The 20,482-nt window shown below is 38.1% G+C and carries 17 protein-coding genes; 8 read left to right on the forward strand and 9 right to left on the reverse strand.

From position 1 onward, the window contains the following. The 5 genes from serC to rpsO all read right to left on the reverse strand — a co-directional run bounded on the left by serC (position 1) and on the right by rpsO (position 7,383). Positions 1-1,074: a 3-phosphoserine/phosphohydroxythreonine transaminase gene (gene serC / locus BLR37_RS00845; RefSeq protein WP_090763315.1), complete on the reverse strand. Its 1,074-nt coding sequence runs from the start codon at positions 1,072-1,074 to the stop codon at positions 1-3. Between the two features lie 277 nt (positions 1,075-1,351). Beyond that, a complete protein-coding gene (locus tag BLR37_RS00850) occupies positions 1,352-3,772 on the reverse strand; it encodes a TonB-dependent receptor (RefSeq protein WP_090763318.1) in 2,421 nt (806 codons plus the stop codon). Positions 3,773-3,852: 80 nt separating this feature from the next. Beyond that, positions 3,853-4,524, reverse strand: coding sequence for a ribulose-phosphate 3-epimerase (gene rpe, locus BLR37_RS00855; RefSeq protein WP_090763321.1), 672 nt, complete (start codon positions 4,522-4,524; stop codon positions 3,853-3,855). Positions 4,525-4,786: 262 nt separating this feature from the next. Beyond that, positions 4,787-6,922 (reverse strand): polyribonucleotide nucleotidyltransferase, encoded by a 2,136-nt coding sequence (pnp, locus tag BLR37_RS00860; protein WP_090763325.1) that lies wholly within the window; start codon positions 6,920-6,922, stop codon positions 4,787-4,789. A gap of 176 nt (positions 6,923-7,098) precedes the next feature. Next, on the reverse strand, positions 7,099-7,383 hold the full coding sequence (rpsO, locus tag BLR37_RS00865; RefSeq protein ID WP_090763330.1) for a 30S ribosomal protein S15: 285 nt from the start codon (positions 7,381-7,383) through the stop codon (positions 7,099-7,101). A 193-nt stretch (positions 7,384-7,576) separates the two neighbouring features. Between rpsO and BLR37_RS00870 the strand changes: the two genes are divergently transcribed. Next, positions 7,577-8,131, forward strand: a complete 555-nt coding sequence (locus BLR37_RS00870; protein ID WP_090763333.1) for a hypothetical protein — start codon at positions 7,577-7,579, stop codon at positions 8,129-8,131. 155 nt (positions 8,132-8,286) lie between these two features. Here BLR37_RS00870 and BLR37_RS00875 read toward each other — a convergent pair whose 3' ends face one another. Further along, positions 8,287-8,763 (reverse strand): hypothetical protein, encoded by a 477-nt coding sequence (locus tag BLR37_RS00875; RefSeq protein ID WP_090763335.1) that lies wholly within the window; start codon positions 8,761-8,763, stop codon positions 8,287-8,289. A 281-nt stretch (positions 8,764-9,044) separates the two neighbouring features. Here BLR37_RS00875 and BLR37_RS00885 point away from each other — a divergent pair, with 281 nt between their 5' ends. Further along, a complete protein-coding gene (locus tag BLR37_RS00885) occupies positions 9,045-9,464 on the forward strand; it encodes an acyl-CoA thioesterase (protein ID WP_090764777.1) in 420 nt (139 codons plus the stop codon). A gap of 483 nt (positions 9,465-9,947) precedes the next feature. Next, positions 9,948-11,372 carry an MATE family efflux transporter gene (locus tag BLR37_RS00890; RefSeq protein WP_090763341.1) on the forward strand — a complete coding sequence of 475 codons (1,425 nt, stop codon included), beginning with the start codon at positions 9,948-9,950 and terminating at the stop codon, positions 11,370-11,372. An 81-nt stretch (positions 11,373-11,453) separates the two neighbouring features. Here BLR37_RS00890 and BLR37_RS00895 read toward each other — a convergent pair whose 3' ends face one another. Both BLR37_RS00895 and BLR37_RS00900 read right to left on the reverse strand, forming a co-directional pair. Next, positions 11,454-12,551 (reverse strand): hypothetical protein, encoded by a 1,098-nt coding sequence (locus BLR37_RS00895; RefSeq protein WP_090763344.1) that lies wholly within the window; start codon positions 12,549-12,551, stop codon positions 11,454-11,456. After that, on the reverse strand, positions 12,552-13,178 hold the full coding sequence (locus BLR37_RS00900) for an ATP-binding cassette domain-containing protein (protein WP_167356523.1): 627 nt from the start codon (positions 13,176-13,178) through the stop codon (positions 12,552-12,554). Between the two features lie 332 nt (positions 13,179-13,510). Here BLR37_RS00900 and lepA point away from each other — a divergent pair, with 332 nt between their 5' ends. After that, the gene (lepA, locus tag BLR37_RS00905; RefSeq protein ID WP_039483140.1) at positions 13,511-15,298 is read left to right on the forward strand and encodes a translation elongation factor 4; all 1,788 of its coding nucleotides are present in this window, start codon (positions 13,511-13,513) and stop codon (positions 15,296-15,298) included. Between the two features lie 83 nt (positions 15,299-15,381). After that, complete coding sequence (locus BLR37_RS00910; RefSeq protein ID WP_090763351.1) at positions 15,382-16,263, forward strand: bifunctional 5,10-methylenetetrahydrofolate dehydrogenase/5,10-methenyltetrahydrofolate cyclohydrolase; 882 nt, start codon at positions 15,382-15,384, stop codon at positions 16,261-16,263. Positions 16,264-16,889: 626 nt separating this feature from the next. Here BLR37_RS00910 and BLR37_RS00915 read toward each other — a convergent pair. After that, positions 16,890-17,225, reverse strand: coding sequence for a Rieske (2Fe-2S) protein (locus BLR37_RS00915; RefSeq protein WP_090763354.1), 336 nt, complete (start codon positions 17,223-17,225; stop codon positions 16,890-16,892). Between the two features lie 107 nt (positions 17,226-17,332). Between BLR37_RS00915 and BLR37_RS00920 the strand changes: the two genes are divergently transcribed. From BLR37_RS00920 to BLR37_RS00930, 3 genes are read left to right on the forward strand one after another with little or no spacing between them, the layout of a single operon-like run. Next, positions 17,333-17,956 carry a 7-carboxy-7-deazaguanine synthase QueE gene (locus tag BLR37_RS00920; RefSeq protein ID WP_090763357.1) on the forward strand — a complete coding sequence of 208 codons (624 nt, stop codon included), beginning with the start codon at positions 17,333-17,335 and terminating at the stop codon, positions 17,954-17,956. Between the two features lie 36 nt (positions 17,957-17,992). Further along, positions 17,993-19,879, forward strand: a complete 1,887-nt coding sequence (locus BLR37_RS00925; RefSeq protein WP_090763360.1) for an OmpA family protein — start codon at positions 17,993-17,995, stop codon at positions 19,877-19,879. A 38-nt stretch (positions 19,880-19,917) separates the two neighbouring features. Further along, positions 19,918-20,334, forward strand: coding sequence for a DUF6526 family protein (locus BLR37_RS00930; protein WP_090763363.1), 417 nt, complete (start codon positions 19,918-19,920; stop codon positions 20,332-20,334). The last annotated feature ends 148 nt before the right edge of the window (positions 20,335-20,482 follow it).

The raw sequence follows: 20,482 nt of genomic DNA on the forward strand, positions 1-20,482 counted from the left end.
TTAATTTGCTTTTGCCTGTTGTTCTTCAAATGCCTGCATGGCATCAATTAAAGCATGTACGCTTGTAATTGGTAAAGCATTGTACATTGAAGCGCGGAAACCACCAACACTTCTGTGGCCTTTAATACCTACAATACCTTGCTCTTCAGCATATTTCAGGAATGGTTTTTCCAGTTCGGCATTTTCCATCACGAAACAAACATTCATTCTTGAACGATCTTCAACAGCGCAAGTACCTTTGAACAATGGATTGCGGTCGATCTCTCTGTAAAGTGCTTCTGCTTTTTGTTTGTTTTCTTTCTCGATTTCTGCAACACCACCTTTTGATTTTAACCAACGCAGATTTAATAAAGCTACATAGATAGAGAAAACCGGAGGCGTATTGTACATAGAGCCATTATCAATGTGAGACTGATAGTTTAACATTGATGGAATTTTACGGTCGATTTTGTTTAAAATTTCATCTTTAACAATCACGATGGTTAATCCGGCCGGGCCTACATTTTTTTGAGCACCTGCATAAATTAAATCGAACTGTGAAACATCAATTACACGGCTCATGATATCAGACGACATATCGCATACAACCGGAACAGTGGTTTTTGGTGCTTCGAAAAGCTCGGTACCGTAAATGGTGTTGTTTGAAGTGTAGTGGAAATAAGCGCTATCAGCCGGAATCTCGAAATCTTTCGGGATAAAGGTATAATTAGCATCTTTTGAAGAAGCCACCACATTTACATTACCTACTAATTTAGCTTCTTTTAAAGCCTTGCTGGCCCAAACACCAGAATCTAAATAACTTGCAGTTTGTCCATCGCCCAATAGGTTCATTGGCACCATTGCAAACTGTAAACTTGCTCCTCCCTGTAGAAATAAAACGGAATATCCCGATGGCACATTTAATAATTCCTTTACCAATTTATCAGCTTCTGCAACAACTGCCTCAAACTCGGTTGTTCTGTGCGAAATCTCTAAAATCGATAATCCATCGTTAAAATCTAAAACAGCCTGAGCTGCTTGTTTAAACACTTCTTGAGGTAAAATACAAGGGCCTGCGCCAAAATTATGCTTCATCTTATTATATAATGTTTTATAGGCGTAAATGTAAAATTTTTATAGCAGTTATGCCCATAAAATCGTATCCTAAAAAATTAAATATTGTTAAAAAAAAGACTAAAATTGATCTTTTTGTTGCAGTTTTTGCAATAAGATGTGTAAGCACATAAAAACGCTTAAGCAATGCAATATAAAAGTTGCTTTTTGAGCTTGAATGGCCCAAATTTTTCTTCAGATTTTGACTTCAAGAATCTCTTTTGCACCCGGTTCTGAATAAACAGAATGGGTTATCTGATTAATTTTTAAGTTTAACAATCAGCTTTAAATTAAACTGCCTGCCAGTTAAATAATTTGGAATGGCGTACTGTACGTTATCTACGTCTTTTAACCACAAATATGAAACGGTATTATCAATATTAAGCAGGTTGAATACCTCGAAAAACAAAATCACAGAACTAAAATTACGATCTAAAAATTTGGGTTTATGCAAGGCCGCATCGTCCAGAAAATCTTTGGAGAAACCAATATCTACACGTTTATACGACGGAACAAAAAACTGATCCAGATACCTCGGTGTTTGAGAAGGACCAATAGGCAAACGAGAACCATACAGCGCATTTAAGTGTACCTTGTAAGTAGGACTATTTAACAACCTGTCCTGAAAGAAAACAGAGAAATTTAAACGTTGATCAGTCGGTCGCTTTAAATAACCCGGATAAATGATGGTGCCGTTCTGCACGTAACTATCTCCGATAATATCTTCGTTGGCGTGCATTACCGACATCCTGAAATACGAAACCAGGTCTTTTACAAACTCCCCTCCTATACTGAAATCGGCACCGTAAGCATAACCTTTCGAAATTTCGTTTGCCAGGTATTTGATCCTTAAATTATCTATTTTGTAAGGAATTAAACGGTCAGAATATTTAAAATAAGCCTCGGAAGTAAATTTTAAACGTGTACCAAAAGCATCGAAGGCATATTCATACCCCAAAGAAGTATTGTAAGAACTTTGTGCTTTCTGATCGATATTTAAAACACCTGAAAATCCGCGAATGGTACGGTATGATGGTGGTTGTTTGTATACACCGGCAGTAAACCTTAAAATCTTATTGTTTGAATTGGGCCTGTAGGCAATCAACATCCGCGGACTGATTAACAATTGCTTGCTTAAAGAACTGTAAGTAGCACGTGCGCCCAACTGTAATTCGGCGGAGCTGGAAAGCGAATAACTATCCTGAATGTATGCGCTGTAATTTTTAATATCAAGATTATTCTTAACGTTAATTACATTCTGCATGACGATGTTTTTACCGTTATTGGGCAAAATAAAACCTGCCGAATCGGTATAGTTGTATTCGTTTAACTGATCATTATATCTGGACTGATCAAATTTAACTCCCCATGAAAAAACATGGCTGTTAAAATTCTGATCTACTTTAATTTCTGAGGCAAAAACCTGTGTATTTAAACTATTTCGGCCATAATTATAGTAGCTCCCTATCCCTCTGTTTTTACTTACAGGACCAAAATTTTCTCCCGAAAAGTTATTGTCTACTTCCGCAAAAACATAGCTTCCGTTAATATCAAAGCGTTCACGCTCGATGGTATTAAAATAGCTGTTGATAAATTTAATCACCAAATTAGGCCTGGGCGAATAAGCTGCGGTAATAGCACTACCAAAAGTCTGGTAATCATCTATTTCCTGCCCAGTATAATCTACATTTAATTTCAGTGTGGTGCTTAAGGTACCAAACTGGGTTTCGCGGTTGGTAGGCACCAGTTTAAACTGACCAAGGTTAAAATTGCTTAGAAAACTGATGTTAAATTTAGGCGAAAAATCGTACTGGTACAGCACCTGCGCATCGGCATAATTGGGACTGTAACTACCTTTCTCGTCCTGCTTAACTAAAACGCTGGTGTTATTCTTATAACGCAATCCTGCGAGCAAAAAGCTATGCCTAAATACGCGTTTTGTGCTTAATGAAGTATTTAACAAACTGGTGCTCAATATCGTTTGATTGCTATCGGGCCTATCGTACCTGATATCGAGAATGGAAGAAAGTTTATCGCCATATTTCGCTTCGAAACCACCTGCCGAAAATTTTGCTTTACTTACCAGATCTGAGTTGATAAAGCTAAGGCCCTCCTGTTGTCCGTTGCGGATCAATACAGGCCGGTTAATTTCGACATCGTTGATGTAAATTAAATTCTCGTCAAAATTACCGCCACGAACGCTGTACTGTGCACTTAACTCGTTATTGGTTGATACACCCGGCAAGGTTTTGAGCATGGTTTCGAAATTACCCGAAACCAACGGCATAGCACCTATATCGGCAACGTTAATGGTTGTAGCATTACTGAGCTGATTTTGCTTATTGGTAATATTTACCTGCTCCAATTCGTTAATATTGGCTATCAGATTCACTTTTTGCAGTATCCTTGCACCAGAGCGTTCGTTAAATTTTATGGTTTGGGGCTGATAACCTAGCAACGAATATTTGATGCTAAAAGATCGGGTTTTAGAATATATGGTATATACACCAAATTCGTCAGTAACAGTTGATTGCGCCTGACCGAGTACAATAACCGTAACCTGCGCCAACGGCAATTTTTCTTCATTCTGCACTATTCCGGAAACCCTCACCAGTGGTTGCGCAAGCGCCAGACTGCAACCAGCAATTAAAAGAAAAAAGAGCAGCCGAAATTTGAGCATTTTTAACAGAAAGACTGAAGTTTTAAATATTAAGACCGATAAACAGTCGTAATACCCGAAACAATATAGCAATAAAACAATTAAATACTCACACTGTTATGGGTTAATTGTTTCATTTTAGCAATCGTTGCGGTAGGGCTTTCGGTTGCGAAAATTGCATTACCTGCCACAAAAGCATTGGCACCGGCAGATACAAGCGTAGCGATATTCTGCAAGCCCACACCTCCATCTACTTCTATAATTAAATCGTCGTTAATGCCTTTAATCAACGCTTTCAGATCCTGTATCTTTTTGTAAGTATTGTGAATAAATGCCTGACCTCCAAAACCTGGATTAACCGACATAATCAAAACCAGATCCAGGTCTTCAATTACATCCTGCAATAAAGTAACAGGCGTATGCGGATTTAGAGCCACCCCTGCCTTACAACCCGATGCCTTTATCAATTGAATGCTACGGTGCAAGTGTGTGCAGGCTTCGTAATGCACGGTAATGCGGTCGGCCCCTGCTTTTGCAAAATCGCTGATGTATTTATCAGGTTCAACAATCATTAAATGCACATCTAAAGGTTTGGTAGCGTGTTTTTTAACTGCAGCCATAACAGGGAAGCCAAAAGATATATTGGGTACAAAAACACCATCCATTACATCAACATGAAACCAATCGGCCTCACTGTTATTGATCATTTCGATATCGCGCTGTAAATTGCCAAAATCGGCCGAAAGTATGGATGGGGCTATAATGTATTTCATTTCTTATGGGTTTTCGTAATTGCTTTGTGTGCCGCAATTACGGTTGTTTTTAGGTTTTACTATGCATGCAAGTTACAAAAGAACAATGAAAGTTTTTAGTTTGCTGATGCAAGATATATTTGTACGAGGTAAAAGTTTTATACAATGGCCAGGAGAAAAGTTGATATTTCACTTTCAATGTATAAACAAAAAACCCTTTCAGTAAACTGAAAGGGTTTTCGTTATTGAGATGCTGAAACAAGTTCAGCATGACGTTTACCAATTAAGCTTGTGGCGCAGCTGGTTTTTCTGGCTTAGGCAACAAAACTTTACGCGAAAGTTTCATTTTACCTTGCTTATCGATGTCTAATAATTTAACCTCGATTTTATCGCCTTCTTTCAACACACCGTCCATGGTTTCTAAACGCTGCCATGAGATTTCAGAGATGTGTAATAATCCATCTTTACCTGGCATAATCTCAACAAATGCACCGAATGGCATAATTGATTTTACTTTACCCTGGTAAATTTCGCCAATTTCTGGCTTGGCCACAATGTTACGGATACGGGTAACTGCTGCATCAATTGATGCTTTGTTATCTGCAAATACTTCAACGATACCTTTTCCGTCAACTTCCTCGATTGAGATTGTTGCACCGGTTTCGCGTTGCATTTCCTGAATAATTTTACCTCCAGGACCGATAATGGCACCGATAAATTCTTTATCAATAGTTAAAGAAACAATACGTGGTGCATGTGGTTTGTAATCCTCATTTGGCTGGCTGATGGTTTTCTTCATCTCGTTTAAGATGTGTAAACGACCTTCTTTAGCCTGCAATAAAGCTTTAGTTAAAACTTCGTACGATAAACCATTGATTTTTAAGTCCATCTGGCAAGCAACGATACCGTTTTCAGTACCGGTTACTTTAAAGTCCATATCACCTAAGTGATCTTCATCACCTAAAATATCAGAAAGGATCGCATATTTACCAGTTTTCTCGTCGGTAATTAAACCCATTGCAATACCCGAAACCGGAGATTTGATTTTAATACCGGCATCCATTAAAGCTAATGTACCAGCACAAACTGTTGCCATTGATGACGAACCGTTTGATTCTAAAATATCAGATACTACGCGGATGGTATATGGATTAGCTTCGCCCTGAGGTAGAACTTTTTTCAGTGAACGTTGTGCCAGGTTACCGTGACCGATTTCGCGACGACCTGCACCTCTGTTTGGTCTAACCTCGCCAGTTGAGAAACCAGGGAAGTTATAGTGCAATAAGAATTTCTGGTAACCGTTAAAGAAAGCACCATCAATCATTTGCTCATCATCTTTACTACCTAAAGTAACGGTTGTTAAAGATTGTGTTTCGCCACGTGTAAATACTGCCGAACCGTGTGCTGCTGGTAAATAACCTACTTCACTCCAGATTGGACGAATTTCGGTTGTTTTACGGCCATCTAAACGGATACCTTCATCTAACAATAAGTTTCTGATCGCATCGTACTGAACATCATGATAATAATGTTTAGCCATTGCTTTGGTCAAATCAGCAGTATCTTCAGGCATTGCCTCGAAGAATTCGTTGATAATTGCAGTGAAACCAACTTTACGCTCATCTTTATTCGAACCAGATTTTGCCAATGTATAAACTTTATCGTAAGTATCAGCATAAACCTTTGCTTTTAAATCAGCATCGTGGTCTTCGTGGTTATATTCGCGTTTTACAGTTTTACCTGTAGCTTCGGTTAATTCAAGCTGAATAGCACATTGAACTTTAATTGCATCGTGTGCAAATTTCAATGCCTCAACCATTTCATCTTCCTGAATTTCATCGCATTCACCCTCAACCATACCGATATCATTAGCCGAACCAGCAACCATAAACTCTAAAGTTGCACGCTCTAAATCGTTGGCATATGGATTGATTACCAATTTACCATCAATTTTAGCAACACGTACTTCAGAAATCGGACCGTTAAAAGGAATATCTGAAACTGCTAATGCAGCCGATGCAGCTAAACCAGCTAAGCAATCAGGCATGATATTTTTATCAGCAGAGATTAATGAAATCATCACTTGTGTATCAGCGTGATAATCTGATGGGAACAACGGACGTAAAGCCCTGTCTACTAAACGTGAAATTAAAACTTCGTAGTCAGATAATCTGGCCTCACGACGTAAAAAGCCTCCCGGAATACGACCTGTAGCCGCGTATTTCTCCTGATAATCAACCGATAAAGGTAAAAAATCAGTACCTGGTTTAGCACCAACTGTTGATACTACTGTTGCTAACAACATGGTATCGCCCATTTTTACTACAACCGAACCATCGGCTTGTTTAGCCAGCTTACCGGTTTCAATTTCTACAATTCTGCCATCGCCCAAATCGAACGATTTTTTTATTACATTCATTTAAATCGAATTATGGTGTGTTTTCCTCTTTCTACACACCGTTGTTTATATATGTTTTTGTTTTTGCGAACGAAGATAAAATTAAAAACTCATCTGTAATAATCCCAGATCATTTTTTTTCTTTAGAAAGTAAAAAGCCATTCTTTAGAGAATGGCTTTTACAGATAAACTTACGCTTATTTTTGTTTAATGATATCACGCAACTCAAGAGTTTTGATGATAGCACGATAGCGCTCAATATCTTTTTTGTATAGGTAAGCCAAAATACCGCGACGTTTACCTACCAATTTTTGAAGTGATAACTGTGTAGAGAAATCTTTACGATTTTTCTTTAAGTGTTCTGTTAAGTGCGCAATACGGTATGTGAATAACGCTACCTGACCTTCTGCAGAACCAGTGTTGGTTTCTACTTCGCCGTGTTTTTTAAAGATTTCGGCTTTCTTTTCTGAACTTAAATACATTCTTGAATAATATTAAAGCAATAAATTAATTAATTGTGGCGCAAAGATAAGGTTATTTCTGATTATAAACAAATGAGGTGCCCGATAATTTTTCGGACTTAATACACTGATTATTAATGTAAATATTAATACTATTAAGAATCAATCCTGATTTTTGCTACTTTAGAACCGGAGATATAATTACTTTAAGAAAATGCAGAAACCGAAAGTTAACAAAGAACCCCGATTATCGTTAAACACGCTTGTTGGCGTATGTGCCATTGTAACCAGTATTTGCGCAATTATTATCACATTATATCAAACCAGATTACAAAAAGTTCAGCAATATGCATCAGTAAAACCTTTGCTAATGAATTACTCGAAGAGTTTTTCAGGTGGCGACAGCAAAACTGGCAAATCTTACCATTATGAATTTATAATTGTAAATCAGGGTTTGGGCCCGGCAATAGTTTCAAACTACGCTTATTCCTATAAATCCAAACGTTTTGAAAACATAGCAGAAATTATACAACAAATAAAAAAAGAAAACAGATTGGACTCTACAAAGTCAGTAGCATTGGCCAATATCTGGAAAAGCGAAATTTTACCTGTTGGCGAGAAATTAAGTTTAATAAATATAGACGATGAACGTTTGGGACCACTGGTAGAAAAGGCTGATATTAAAATTATGGTCCAGTATAAATCGCTTTATGGCCAAGAATGGAGATTTATGAGTAATGATAAATCCGAACCTCAGGAAATCGACTAGCATTTTTAAAAAAATCAATACCCGATTTTAATGAGCCACCCTACTTCCACTATCCTAATTGCGAGGAGGAATGACAAAGAAATCTAATTCAGCTACTCAAACAAAAAGGATTTCAACTTAGTCGGGTTCAGAAAAACTGAAGCAACGCAAAAAACTTAATTTCGCTTGTTAATGCGTTCCAACTCTAAAATATCAAGCTGATCTTTTGGTCTATTCGTTGCTCTTTTGTTATCCAATAGGTGATTGTAATGCAAAAACCTGACTTTAATACCATTGATATCGTCTACTGTCGCCATTTCAAAATATTCATCAAACTTAGTTTTATCTAACCCGGGTATATCAGTCATTAAATCTGCATACATTCCATCGTCCATTAAAACTTCACAGTAGCCCGCAATAATAGGAACATCCAATAACATATCGTATCTGCCATAACCCATTTTATCAATTGCATAAATCAGATTCTGTCTGTTATCTTTTGTGTCTTTAAGATAGATATCCAAATCACCAGTAGTGCGGTTATAACCATATCGGTTAACGGCAAAACCACCAACAATCAAATAATTAACATTAAACTGCTCAAATGTCTGCAACAATAAAAGCATTTCAGGATTCTCCTTATCAAAAGACATATAAGAAAATTATGCAGTCGGTTTACTAATCACTAATCCTTTGCCTTCCGGAGATTTTAAAGGCCTGCCACCATTCATTACAACCGAAATCCGGTTAAGTTGTAATACATTAAAAAAGTGCTGCTCAGAAGTCCGGCTTAGATAGACACTTTCACGCTCTTCAACAATTGTTTCGCGTGGAATACTTGTGTCATATAACTTTAACCTCCCCATTTATCAAAAATACGAAAAAAGAGCAACAAAAGTATACAATTGTATACTTTTGCAGAAACATTTTGGTAGTGGAAAAGAATCAGTATAGCATCTTCGAAAGCGAATTACGCGTCCGTCCTGACGATATAGACATGTTTAACCATGTACATAACAGCAAGTACCTCGATTATGTATTGGCTGCCCGTTATGAGCAGATGGAGAAGTTTTACGGCATGCCATGGGAGCATTTCACTAAACAAGGTTTGGGTTGGGTGGTAAGCCGGGTAGATATCAGCTTTAAACGGCCCCTATTGATGAACGACCTGATGCTCATCCGCACCGGAATTTTAACCATGCACGAAAAAGGCTGTTCGGTGCAATTCGAAATCATCAATAAAAAAACCAATAAAGTAGCTTCGGATGGGATTTTTGACTACGTACTGATTGATTTAAATACCAATAGAGGCACTAAGGTTACCGAAGAAATGATTAAAGCTTACAGTATATAAATAAATAGGATTAAGTGATTGGTGAGATTACACCGATTAAGGGATTGAAACGATTCAAGAGAATTAATACGTGGATTCCGTGCTTCCCCGCCTGAACGGCTGGGCAGGTGTAGCAAAAAAACAATCACCACATCTTTTGCCTCCGTGGTAAAAATTAATCACCATAAATTTTAAAGTTAAATTAATGGTCTGTGAGCCACAGACCATGGAAATGGCAAAAAACAATTATAATATATTTCCCTGTATCCCAATCCACGATGCATCCGTGGCAAAAAAATTAATCACCAACTCAAAAAATCGTCATCAAAATTTGACGTTTAATATTTTTCGTTATCTTTGGTCGATCAAAAAGGCCAGAGCAATGATAGTATCTGCAATCCGTTTGAGGTTCTAAATAACCGAGGATTCCCTCCCATTTCAATTTTAAATAGGTACGCGTAAGGCGTATCATTTGGTTTATTTATTACATTTTAATTTCATTATATGTCACAGTCAACACAGACAAAGGGCAAACTATCTTCTTTTTTCGAGCTACTTGTACAATCTATTAAAGGTCATGAGGTTGATTTAACTGCTATCAGCATAAAAAGGGCTATTATTCTAATGGCGATCCCCATGATGTTGGAAATGACGATGGAGTCTGTTTTTGCACTGGTCGATCTGTATTTTGTTGGCCACCTGGAAAACAGCAGTCATGCCATCCAAACCGTAGGTTTAACCGAATCGGTTTTAACCATTATTTACTCGCTTGCCATTGGCTTAAGTATGGCTGCTACAGCCGTTGTAGCCCGCAGAATTGGCGAGAAAAACCCTGAGGCTGCTTCAAAAGCAGGCATACAAACTATTTTAATCGCCGTAGCCATAAATCTAATAATCAGTATAATTGGCCTATTATATGCAAGAGATATACTTTTACTAATGGGAGCTTCGGCAGAAACAGCAGATCATGGAACAACATTCACTCGAATAATGATTGGAGGAAGTCTCATTATAGTTTTGTTATTTCTAATTAACGGAATTTTTAGAGGTGCAGGTAACGCAGCTATTGCTATGCGGAGTTTATGGATCGCCAATATTGCCAACATTACCCTCTGCCCTGTTTTTATTAACGGCTTTGGACCAGTACCTGCCTTTGGTTTAACAGGTGCAGCCATAGCAACAACAATAGGTCGTGGCATTGGGGTTACTTATCAAGTTTATAATTTATTTAATGACAAAAGTGCACTAAAAATCATGGCAAGTCATTTCGTTCCCGATTGGAAACAAATTAAAGCCATCATAAAAATTGCTGCTCCTGGTATTTTACAGTTTAGTATAGGCTCCTGCAGTTACATTTTTTTAACAAGATTGGTCGCCACAACCGGCGGGCCAGATGGTTCTGCTGGGTTTCAAACAGCTTTGAGATTAATGATGTTTTCTATATTGCCTGCTTGGGGACTTAGCAATGCTTCTGCAGCGCTTGTTGGTCAGAATTTAGGCGCTGGCCATTTAGATAGAGCTGAGAAATCTGTTTTTATAACAATGAAGTACATGGTGATTTTTATGGCTATTATTAGTGCTCTTTCTTTGACCTGCGGACATCTATTTGCTTCGTTCTTTACGTCCGATGAAAAGATAGTTGAAATTGCAAGTCATGCATTAAAAATACTAAGTATTGGTTTTATTATTTATGGATTAGGAATGGTGCTTACAAGTGCATTCAATGGTGCCGGCGATACGTGGACGCCAACAAAAATTAATGTTTTTGCTTTTTGGCTGTTCCAGATTCCTTTTGCCTACTTTTTGGCCAGGTTTTTAGAAATGGGGCCAACCGGCGTATTTATCGCCATACCAACCGCCGAAGCAGGCATTGCTGTAGCCGCTTACATTTTGTTTAAAAAAGGTAAGTGGAAGAAAACAGTGGTGTAACCACATAATTTTAACCACAGATTGGAAGAGAAGGCAAATCTGTGTTGATCTGTAATAATCTGTGGTTAAAATTTCTGTTTGCTATTCTGTAAGCGCTTTTAAATCGGTTTTATTGAAAAATTGCAGATAATAAAAACTGCAGCTAACCAATAACAAAACGCTGAATAAAAGACCATAATACGCCAGAATAGCCCACATAGCCATAAAAAAGAAAAACAGCAAGTATTTCAGGTAGCGATCCATATCTAATTTTACGATATTTAGTATAGTTAGCATTAAAAGTAAGCTTGCCAGACCAAATAAAAACACGGTAAAAAAGGTATAAAGCATACTATGGCTTGCCATAATTGCAAATATCCATTCTGGGATTAAGATTATGAAAAATATCAATAGCCAGTTAAGCACACGCTTAAATACCGGAACAGGCATACTTTTTACGAAATTCAAATAAGATATTTCGAATTTAAGCAGGCTGTAAATTAAAACGGCGTGGCATAAAACCGAAGCCAATAGTCCAACGAGTACTACCCTTTCATCTGTATCAGCATCGGCAAACATCCACAACATGCCTTTAAAAAAAATGAACGATAAGCCTTTGCACATCAGCAACATTAAAGGTTGTTCGTTTAGCAAGTGAAAAATGGGCCAGCTGAAATACGGGCGTTTAACTTGTATACCTGTACTAAGCGGCCTTCGTTCCTGCTTTAAAAATCCAAAAGTTACCGAACGAAAGGTGAGCCACGATAATACCAGGCACAGTAGTGTAAACACGAAAACAATACTTAAAGCGCTCCAAAACAAACGATATTTAAAACTTAGAACGATTAATAAAAACACATAAATACCTATTGGTAAAAGCATTACCAAAAATAATTCAAGCCAAAGTTTAAGTTGCATACTTACCTGTAATGCAGCTGTTTCGCGCACATAACTATATTGTGCCTCTGCAAGTTTCTGCCTGACAAAAAACAGTGCTTTAAGGCTGTATAAAAACCAGGAAGTAAAAACAATAGCCATACCAACTGGCGAAGTAATGCCAGCCAGCAACAATGCTTTTTGATAACCAATCAATTGCGAAGGTTCTACCACACCAAATAAAATATAAATACCTACCAGAAAAAAACCGGCATGCTGCTGGTAAAAAGATTTGGCCAATGTATTGACTAATAGCTTTAACATTTATAACCTAATTACCTGTTTATCATCAATATTAAATACACCATCAAGTTTCAGTTTATCAGCACTAACCTCCTGATGAGAGGATAATAGAAAAGACTTACCTTGTGCGGCTTTCTCCTTAATGAGCTGGTAAAGTTTATCGGCCGATGCTATATCGATGGTTATGAGGGGTTCATCTAAAATATACAAAACCGGATCGCCAATAAACGCACAAATTAAAGACAACTTTTTAAGCATGCCACTGGAGTAACCGCCTACCTTTTGGTTTAAAAAAGCCGACATTTCGAAGTAATCAGCCAGGTTAGCTGCCTGGCTGGCTTTTGCATTACGGGTTCCGGTGTAAAAATCAATCAGTTCCTGGCCGGTAATAAATAATGGATATTGTGGTTCGGCTTCTGCAAAACTGATTATGCTTCGAAACTTTACCGGTTCTTTTTTAAGGTTAACCCCATTGAGTTCAACCTTGCCTTTAAAAGGTGTTTGACCAGATATAATGCGGAACAGAGTAGATTTACCAGTACCGTTCCCTCCTTTTAACCAATGGATTCCGGAATCGATTTTCCATTCGCTAAAGTTTAAAACTTCATGGCTGCCGTATTTTTTATGAATATGAATTAAGCTGAGCAAAATGTTTGGATTTTGGTTATAATTAGAGTAAAAAGCTTGCCAATTGTTACGTATTAAGCACCATGTCTGGAAAAGGTGACCCAAGCACCAGTACCTGTTGTTTAATAAACCTGACGGCAACGGCATCCTTTTTGGCTAAGCGATATTCAGTTTAAAGCTGATTACAACCAAAAAGATATAGTGAAAGGCAGGGCTAAAATTGCCGAAATGCAACTGGCTTTGCTTTTCTGATTATGCGGAAAAATACAAATTTTAATCACCCCAAAAAATCATGGATTTCACTTTCTGTAACAGCTTACAAATTCCATTAAAAAACATATCTTTGCGCAAAGATGAAGCATATACGTAATTTTTGCATTATTGCACACATCGACCATGGTAAAAGTACCCTGGCTGATCGGTTATTAGAATATACAGCGACAATTTCGCAGCGTGAAGCGCAGGCGCAATTGCTCGATAATATGGATTTGGAGCGCGAGCGAGGCATTACCATTAAAAGTCATGCCATACAAATGAACTATAAAGTTGGTGGTGAAGAATATGTGTTTAACTTAATTGACACCCCTGGACACGTAGATTTTTCTTACGAGGTTTCGCGTTCAATTGCCGCCTGTGAAGGTGCTTTATTGATTGTTGATGCCTCTCAAGGTATTCAGGCACAAACCATTTCGAACTTATACCTGGCTTTGGAGCATGATCTGGAAATCATTCCGATCCTGAATAAAATGGACTTACCGGGCGCCATGCCAGAGGAAGTTAAAGATCAGATTATTGATTTAATCGGTTGTGACCGTGATGATATTATTCCTGCTTCTGGTAAAACAGGAATGGGAATCCCTGAAATTTTACAGGCTATTGTTGACAGGGTTCCGGCTCCGGTTGGCGATACCGAAGCGCCATTGCAGGCATTGATTTTCGACTCTGTATTCAACTCATTCAGGGGGATTATTGCTTATTATAAAGTGGTAAACGGCGAAATCAAAAAAGGTGACAAGGTAAAATTCATCAATACCGGTAAAGAATATCTTGCTGATGAGGTGGGTATTTTGAAACTGGATATGTCGCCACGCAACGTAGTTAAAACCGGTGATGTAGGTTACATTATTTCCGGAATTAAGGAAGCACGCGAGGTAAAAGTTGGAGATACCATAACAACTGTTGGCAGACCAGCTGATGGTGCCATTCAGGGTTTTGAAGAGGTTAAGCCAATGGTATTTGCCGGCATTTACCCTGTTGATACAGAAGATTTTGAAGAATTACGTGAAGCGATGCACAAATTGCAGCTAAATGATGCTTCTATCGTTTTCGAACCTGAAAGTTCTGCTGCATTAGGCTTTGGTTTCCGTTGCGGTTTCCTGGGCATGTTGCACATGGAGATTATCCAGGAACGTTTAGAACGTGAGTTCGACATGACTGTAATTACAACGGTACCCAACGTATCGTATGTTGCACATACCACCAAAGGTGTTGAAATTACCGTAAATAATCCATCTGATTTACCAGACCCAAGTAAACTGGATTCGGTTGAAGAGCCCTTTATCAAAGCAAATATCATTACTAAGGCAGAATTTGTTGGTCCGGTAATGTCGCTTTGTATTCAAAAACGTGGTATTATTGTTAATCAATCTTACTTAACTTCAGATCGTGTTGAATTGGTTTTCGAAATGCCAATGGGCGAAATTGTATTCGATTTTTACGATAAACTGAAGACTATTTCTAAAGGTTATGCCTCATTTGATTATCATCAGGTTGGTTACCGTAAATCGGATTTAGTTCGTTTAGATATGTTAATTAATGAAGAGCCTGTTGATGCATTATCTTCATTAATTCACCGAAGTAATGCTTACGATTTCGGCAAGAAGATCTGCGAAAAATTAAAGGAACTGATCCCACGTCAGCAGTTTGAGATTAAAATTCAGGCTTCGATCGGGGCTAAAGTTATTGCCCGCGAAACATTGAGCGCTTTACGTAAAGATGTAACCGCTAAATGTTATGGTGGTGATATTTCCCGTAAACGTAAGTTATTGGAGAAACAGAAAAAAGGTAAAAAACGCATGCGCCAGGTGGGTAACGTAGAAATCCCGCAATCTGCTTTTATGGCGGTTTTAAAATTAGATTAATATTATAATCAGGATACTAGTATCAGATAGCAAGACAGCTTGCGAAGCTTGATACTTGATACTTGATACTAGATACTAGAAAAATGAAACTACTAGACGGTAAATACGTATCAGAAAAAGTTAAGGTTCAGATTGCTGAAGAGGCGGCTGAATTTTTGAATAAAAGTGGTCGCAAGCCACACCTTGTAGCGATATTAGTGGGTAATGATGGTGGTAGCGAAACTTATGTAGCCAGTAAAATGAAAAACTGTGAAAAGGTAGGTTTTAAATCTTCGCTTCACCGTTACGATAACTCGGTTACCGAGGCTGAATTGTTGGCTAAAATTGAAGAAATTAACCAGGATGCTGATGTGGATGGTTTAATTGTACAATTGCCATTACCTAAGCACATCGACCCTGAAAAAGTAACTGAAAAAATTGATTACCGTAAAGATGTAGATGGTTTCCACCCGGTAAACCTGGGCCGAATGATGCGCAACTTACCTTGCTTTATTCCGGCAACTCCTTATGGTATTTTATTGATGTTACAGGAATACAATATCGATACAACTGGCAAACACTGCGTTGTAGTTGGCCGCAGTAATATTGTAGGTAGCCCAATGAGTATTTTAATGGCGCGTAATGCCAATCCTGGTAACTGTACCGTAACGCTTACCCACTCGCGTACGAAAGATTTAAAAGAGCAGGTTTTACAGGCCGATATTGTAATTGCGGCTATTGGTAAAAAGAACTTTGTTACTGCTGATATGGTTAAACCAGGTGCTATTATTATCGACGTGGGGATTAACCGCGAAAATTCTACCGAAACCAAATCAGGCTTTAAACTGTATGGAGATGTTGATTTCGACAATGTTGCGCCGATATCATCATACATTACGCCGGTACCAGGTGGTGTAGGTTTAATGACTATTGTAGGCTTGTTGAAAAACACATTGGCTTCGGCAAGGAAAGAAATTTATTCTTGAGACTAAAGCCGAAAGCTTAAAGACTAAAGCATTGAAAGCGGTTCATTTTGGATCGCTTTTTTTATTTAATAGCAAGGGCCGGTTTACCATTTTATAACCACAAAGGCAAGAAGACGCTAAGTTTGCAGTTTTCAATTATCAGTTTACAGTACCCGTTACAACAATACAATTAATCGCTTTAAACAATTAACCAGTTAACCTTAAAGCAGTTTGCAATTGGCAGTTTGCAGTTACTAATGACCAATGAACTAATTATCCAATTTGCTGTTAACAGTTTGCTTGGCAACAATTTAACAATCTAACAATTATAACCATACAATTAACCGATTTAAACGATTAACCAGTTAACCTTAAACCAGTTTGCAATTGGCAGTTTGCAATTACTAATGACGAATGAACAAATGAACCAATTTGCAGTTACAGTTTGCTTGGCAACAATCTAACAATTATAACCATACAATTAACCGATTTAAACAATTAACCAATTAACCTTAAACCAGTTTGCAATTGGCAGTTTGCAGTTACTAATGAACTAATGACCAATGAACTAATTATCCAATTTTCAGTTGACAGTTTGCTTGGCAACAATTTAACAATCTAACAATTAAAACCATACAATTAACCAGTTATCCCCATAATTTACTCCACCAGCTTTCTTCAAAGCCGATATACAAACCGTCTTCTCTTAGCTCGGTTGGATAGATCCTAATATAATCTCCCTGCCCTTCTGCTCCCCTTCCGGTTTCGAGGCTGTACTCGTAGCGGTGAATGGGGCATACCAGGTTTCCGTTTTTACACCAGCCCCCACTAAAGTGACCACCAGCATGCGGACAATGCGATTGAGTGGCAATAATTCTATCTTCGTTATTAATTATACAAAGCTGCTTCCCATCAACCGAAATGGTTTTAATGGCATCGGCACGGGGAATCTGATTGTTATTTAATGCTTTAAACCACTTCATAGCGCTAAAATACTGCAAATAAATATCAGTATTATTTCATCTTTCTATTAAATTTCGAAATAGGAACGGCATCACCATATTTTTTTAGGATATTTGCATCCTCAAAAATGAAACAGGAAATTCCAGAAGACGGCACATTACTTCCTTTAATGGAAGAATTTTACACCATACAGGGCGAAGGATTTAACACCGGCAAAGCGGCTTATTTTATCCGTTTGGGCGGTTGCGATGTGGGCTGCCACTGGTGCGATGTGAAAGAAAGCTGGGATGCCGAAATGCACCCGTTAACGGCTTCGGATGTTATTGTAGAAAATGCCGACCGTTTTCCGGGTAAAGCTGTTGTAATTACAGGTGGTGAGCCTTTAATTTATAACCTCGATTACCTGACCAATAAACTGAAAGAAAGAGGTATTCTTACTTTTATCGAAACTTCTGGCGCCTACCCGCTTTCGGGCAACTGGGATTGGATCTGCTTATCGCCTAAAAAGTTTAAAGCACCAAGGCCTGATATTGCGCCTTTTGCCAACGAGCTCAAAGTAATTGTTTTCAATAAAAGCGATTTTAAATGGGCAGAAGAATATGCAGCTATGGTATCGCCGGGTTGTAAACTTTATCTTCAGCCAGAGTGGTCTAAATCAAAGGAAATTACCCCTATGATCATCGATTATGTAATGGCCAACCCGAAATGGGAAATTTCTTTACAAACACACAAATTTTTAAATATTCCTTAAAAACGATACATTAGCTTTGTAACCAAAGTTTAATGTATGAGGTTTTGTCTGTTCCTATGTTTTAGTTTTTTAAGTTTTTGTGTATTTGCACAGAACTCTGGTAATAAAAAAGCGCAAAATGCTTTCGAAAATGCTGGCGCTGCAATCCAGAAACAGGATTTTGCCGGTGCAGAACAATTATTGAAAACTGCAGTTGAAAGTGATCCGTTATTTCAAAATGCCTTCATTGTTTTAGCCGGTGTTTACAAAATTCAAAGAAAATATCCCGAAGCTAAAGGAGCTTACCAAAAAGCGATCCTCATCAATAAAAATGTAAAACCTGAAGTGACTTTTGGTTTGGCCGAAACCGAATTTGCTACACAAGATTACACCAAAGCCAAACAAGATTTCGAAGCATTTCTAGCGCTCGATGCTTCATCAGATCGCGCAAAAAAAGCAAAAAAATACCTGCTGGATTGTGATTTTGCCATTTCGGCCGTTAAAAAACCTGTAAAATACTCGCCAACCAACTTAGGCCCCGGGGTTAATACCACAGATGCAGAATATTTCCCTGCATTGACCGCAGATGGCGAAACCTTGATATTTACCCGTCAGGTTAATGGCAACGAAGATTTCTGGACATCGCAATTTAAAAATAATACCTGGGGACAGGCAACGCCACTTTCGGCTAAAATAAATACTGCCCGTTACAATGAAGGTGCGCAAACCATTTCGCCTGATGGTAAGTATCTTTTTTTTACCGGATGTAACCGTCCGGATGGATTGGGCCGTTGCGACATTTATGTTTCACACCGCGAAGGCAAAGACTGGGGCGAACCTTATAATGTAGGTAAACCGGTAAACTCCGAATATTGGGAATCGCAACCAGCGATTAGTCCTGATGGCAGAACTTTATATTTCATCAGCAACCGTCCCGGGGGGTCTGGTGGTTACGATATCTGGAAAAGTACCATTACCGATGATGCCAAATGGGGACCTGCAGTAAACCTGGGTCCGGATATTAATACCGCATACGATGAAAACACACCATTCTTACATGTGGATGGAAAAACACTTTATTTTTCATCGGATGGATGGCCGGGTTTTGGCAATAAAGATATTTACTACAGCCGGATGGATGACAGCGGAAAATGGCAGAAACCGATTAATATTGGATATCCTATCAATTCATTTGATGATGAAAGTGGTTTGGTAGTAAGTGCCGACGGTAATTTTGGCTTGTTTTCATCTAATTTAAAAAACGGATTTGGTGCTCAGGATATTTACAGTTTTGGAATACCTGAACAGGCCAGGCCAGCGAAAGTTACCTATGTTAAAGGTATTGTAAGGGATAAAGACACGAAGAAAACCATTGAAAGTAATGTTCAGGTGGTCGATCTTAAGACCAATAAAACTGTTTTTGATGATTATACCGACCCTGAAACAGGCGAATTCTTAGCCGTAATGCCCATAGGGAGCGATTATTTATTTAATGTAAACGCAGAAGGCTATTTGTTTTATTCAGAAAATTTCGAACTGAAAGCTGCCGATATAAACAAACCTTACCAGATAGAAGTAGCAATTGAAAAAATAAAACAAGGTGGTAATGTAACGCTCCGCAATATCTTTTTCGATACCAACAAATTTAACCTGCTTCCTGCCTCCATTCGTGAGCTCGATTTGCTGATCGATTTCCTGCACCAAAACGAATCGGTTAATATCGAAATTCAGGGGCATACCGATAATGTTGGCGATGATAAGCTGAACGAGAAATTATCTTTTAACCGCGCAAACGCAGTTTACGATTACCTGATTAAAAACCAGATTGATGCCAAAAGACTCACTTTTAAAGGTTTTGGGGCAAGTAAGCCAATTGCAGATAATAAAACTGAACTGGGTAGGAAAAATAACAGGAGGACTTCTTTTGTTATCACCAAAATATAATACATCAGGCGAAATAGTATAGCGTAAAAAAAATAAATATGGCACAGAACTACGAAAACCATAAAAGATTTTATCCTCCTTTTCATTTTTTCGCAATACCATTAGCAGTTTTAGGCTTTGGTTTTGCAATTTATGTATGCGCTACTTTCACCAGTATCATTACAGGCTTGATTGTACTTGCATTTTTCCTAATTTCTATTATTGCTGTAATGGCACGCATGTTTGCACTCAAAGCACAGGATAGAGCAGCAAGGGCTGAAGAAAAATTGCGTTATTACATTCTGGCCGGGAAAGCGCTTCCAGGAGAGTTAAGCATGGGACAAATACTAGCTTTACGATTTGCCGGAGATGAAGAATTTTTAGCTTTAGTGGATAGAGCCGTAGCTGATCAATTGTCTCCTAATGAAATTAAGAAAGCAATAAGGCATTGGCGTGGAGATTACAACAGAATATAAAGCTTTTATGTCGGTCGGTGTTGACAACAACCGATAGATCAATTTTTAACGCTGTCATTCTGAACGTAGTGAAGAATCTCTCTCAAATGAAAAACACATTTACAAAAAGATGCTTCATTGCATTCAGCATGACAAATAACAAATTTAA

Origin of the sequence: Pedobacter soli (assembly GCF_900101435.1) — a bacterium.
GTDB classification, from domain to species: Bacteria; Bacteroidota; Bacteroidia; order Sphingobacteriales; family Sphingobacteriaceae; genus Pedobacter; species Pedobacter soli.

Excerpts from the sequence above, each read along its gene's own strand:
- serC (WP_090763315.1), bottom strand. The coding sequence starts at position 1,074 with ATGAAGCATAATTTTGGCGCAGGCCCTTGTATTTTACCTCAAGAAGTG.
- BLR37_RS00850 (WP_090763318.1), bottom strand. The coding sequence starts at position 3,772 with ATGCTCAAATTTCGGCTGCTCTTTTTTCTTTTAATTGCTGGTTGCAGT.
- rpe (WP_090763321.1), bottom strand. The coding sequence starts at position 4,524 with ATGAAATACATTATAGCCCCATCCATACTTTCGGCCGATTTTGGCAAT.
- pnp (WP_090763325.1), bottom strand. The coding sequence starts at position 6,922 with ATGAATGTAATAAAAAAATCGTTCGATTTGGGCGATGGCAGAATTGTA.
- rpsO (WP_090763330.1), bottom strand. The coding sequence starts at position 7,383 with ATGTATTTAAGTTCAGAAAAGAAAGCCGAAATCTTTAAAAAACACGGC.
- BLR37_RS00870 (WP_090763333.1), top strand. The coding sequence starts at position 7,577 with ATGCAGAAACCGAAAGTTAACAAAGAACCCCGATTATCGTTAAACACG.
- BLR37_RS00875 (WP_090763335.1), bottom strand. The coding sequence starts at position 8,763 with ATGTCTTTTGATAAGGAGAATCCTGAAATGCTTTTATTGTTGCAGACA.
- BLR37_RS00890 (WP_090763341.1), top strand. The coding sequence starts at position 9,948 with ATGTCACAGTCAACACAGACAAAGGGCAAACTATCTTCTTTTTTCGAG.
- BLR37_RS00895 (WP_090763344.1), bottom strand. The coding sequence starts at position 12,551 with ATGTTAAAGCTATTAGTCAATACATTGGCCAAATCTTTTTACCAGCAG.
- lepA (WP_039483140.1), top strand. The coding sequence starts at position 13,511 with ATGAAGCATATACGTAATTTTTGCATTATTGCACACATCGACCATGGT.
- BLR37_RS00910 (WP_090763351.1), top strand. The coding sequence starts at position 15,382 with ATGAAACTACTAGACGGTAAATACGTATCAGAAAAAGTTAAGGTTCAG.
- BLR37_RS00915 (WP_090763354.1), bottom strand. The coding sequence starts at position 17,225 with ATGAAGTGGTTTAAAGCATTAAATAACAATCAGATTCCCCGTGCCGAT.
- BLR37_RS00920 (WP_090763357.1), top strand. The coding sequence starts at position 17,333 with ATGAAACAGGAAATTCCAGAAGACGGCACATTACTTCCTTTAATGGAA.
- BLR37_RS00925 (WP_090763360.1), top strand. The coding sequence starts at position 17,993 with ATGAGGTTTTGTCTGTTCCTATGTTTTAGTTTTTTAAGTTTTTGTGTA.
- BLR37_RS00930 (WP_090763363.1), top strand. The coding sequence starts at position 19,918 with ATGGCACAGAACTACGAAAACCATAAAAGATTTTATCCTCCTTTTCAT.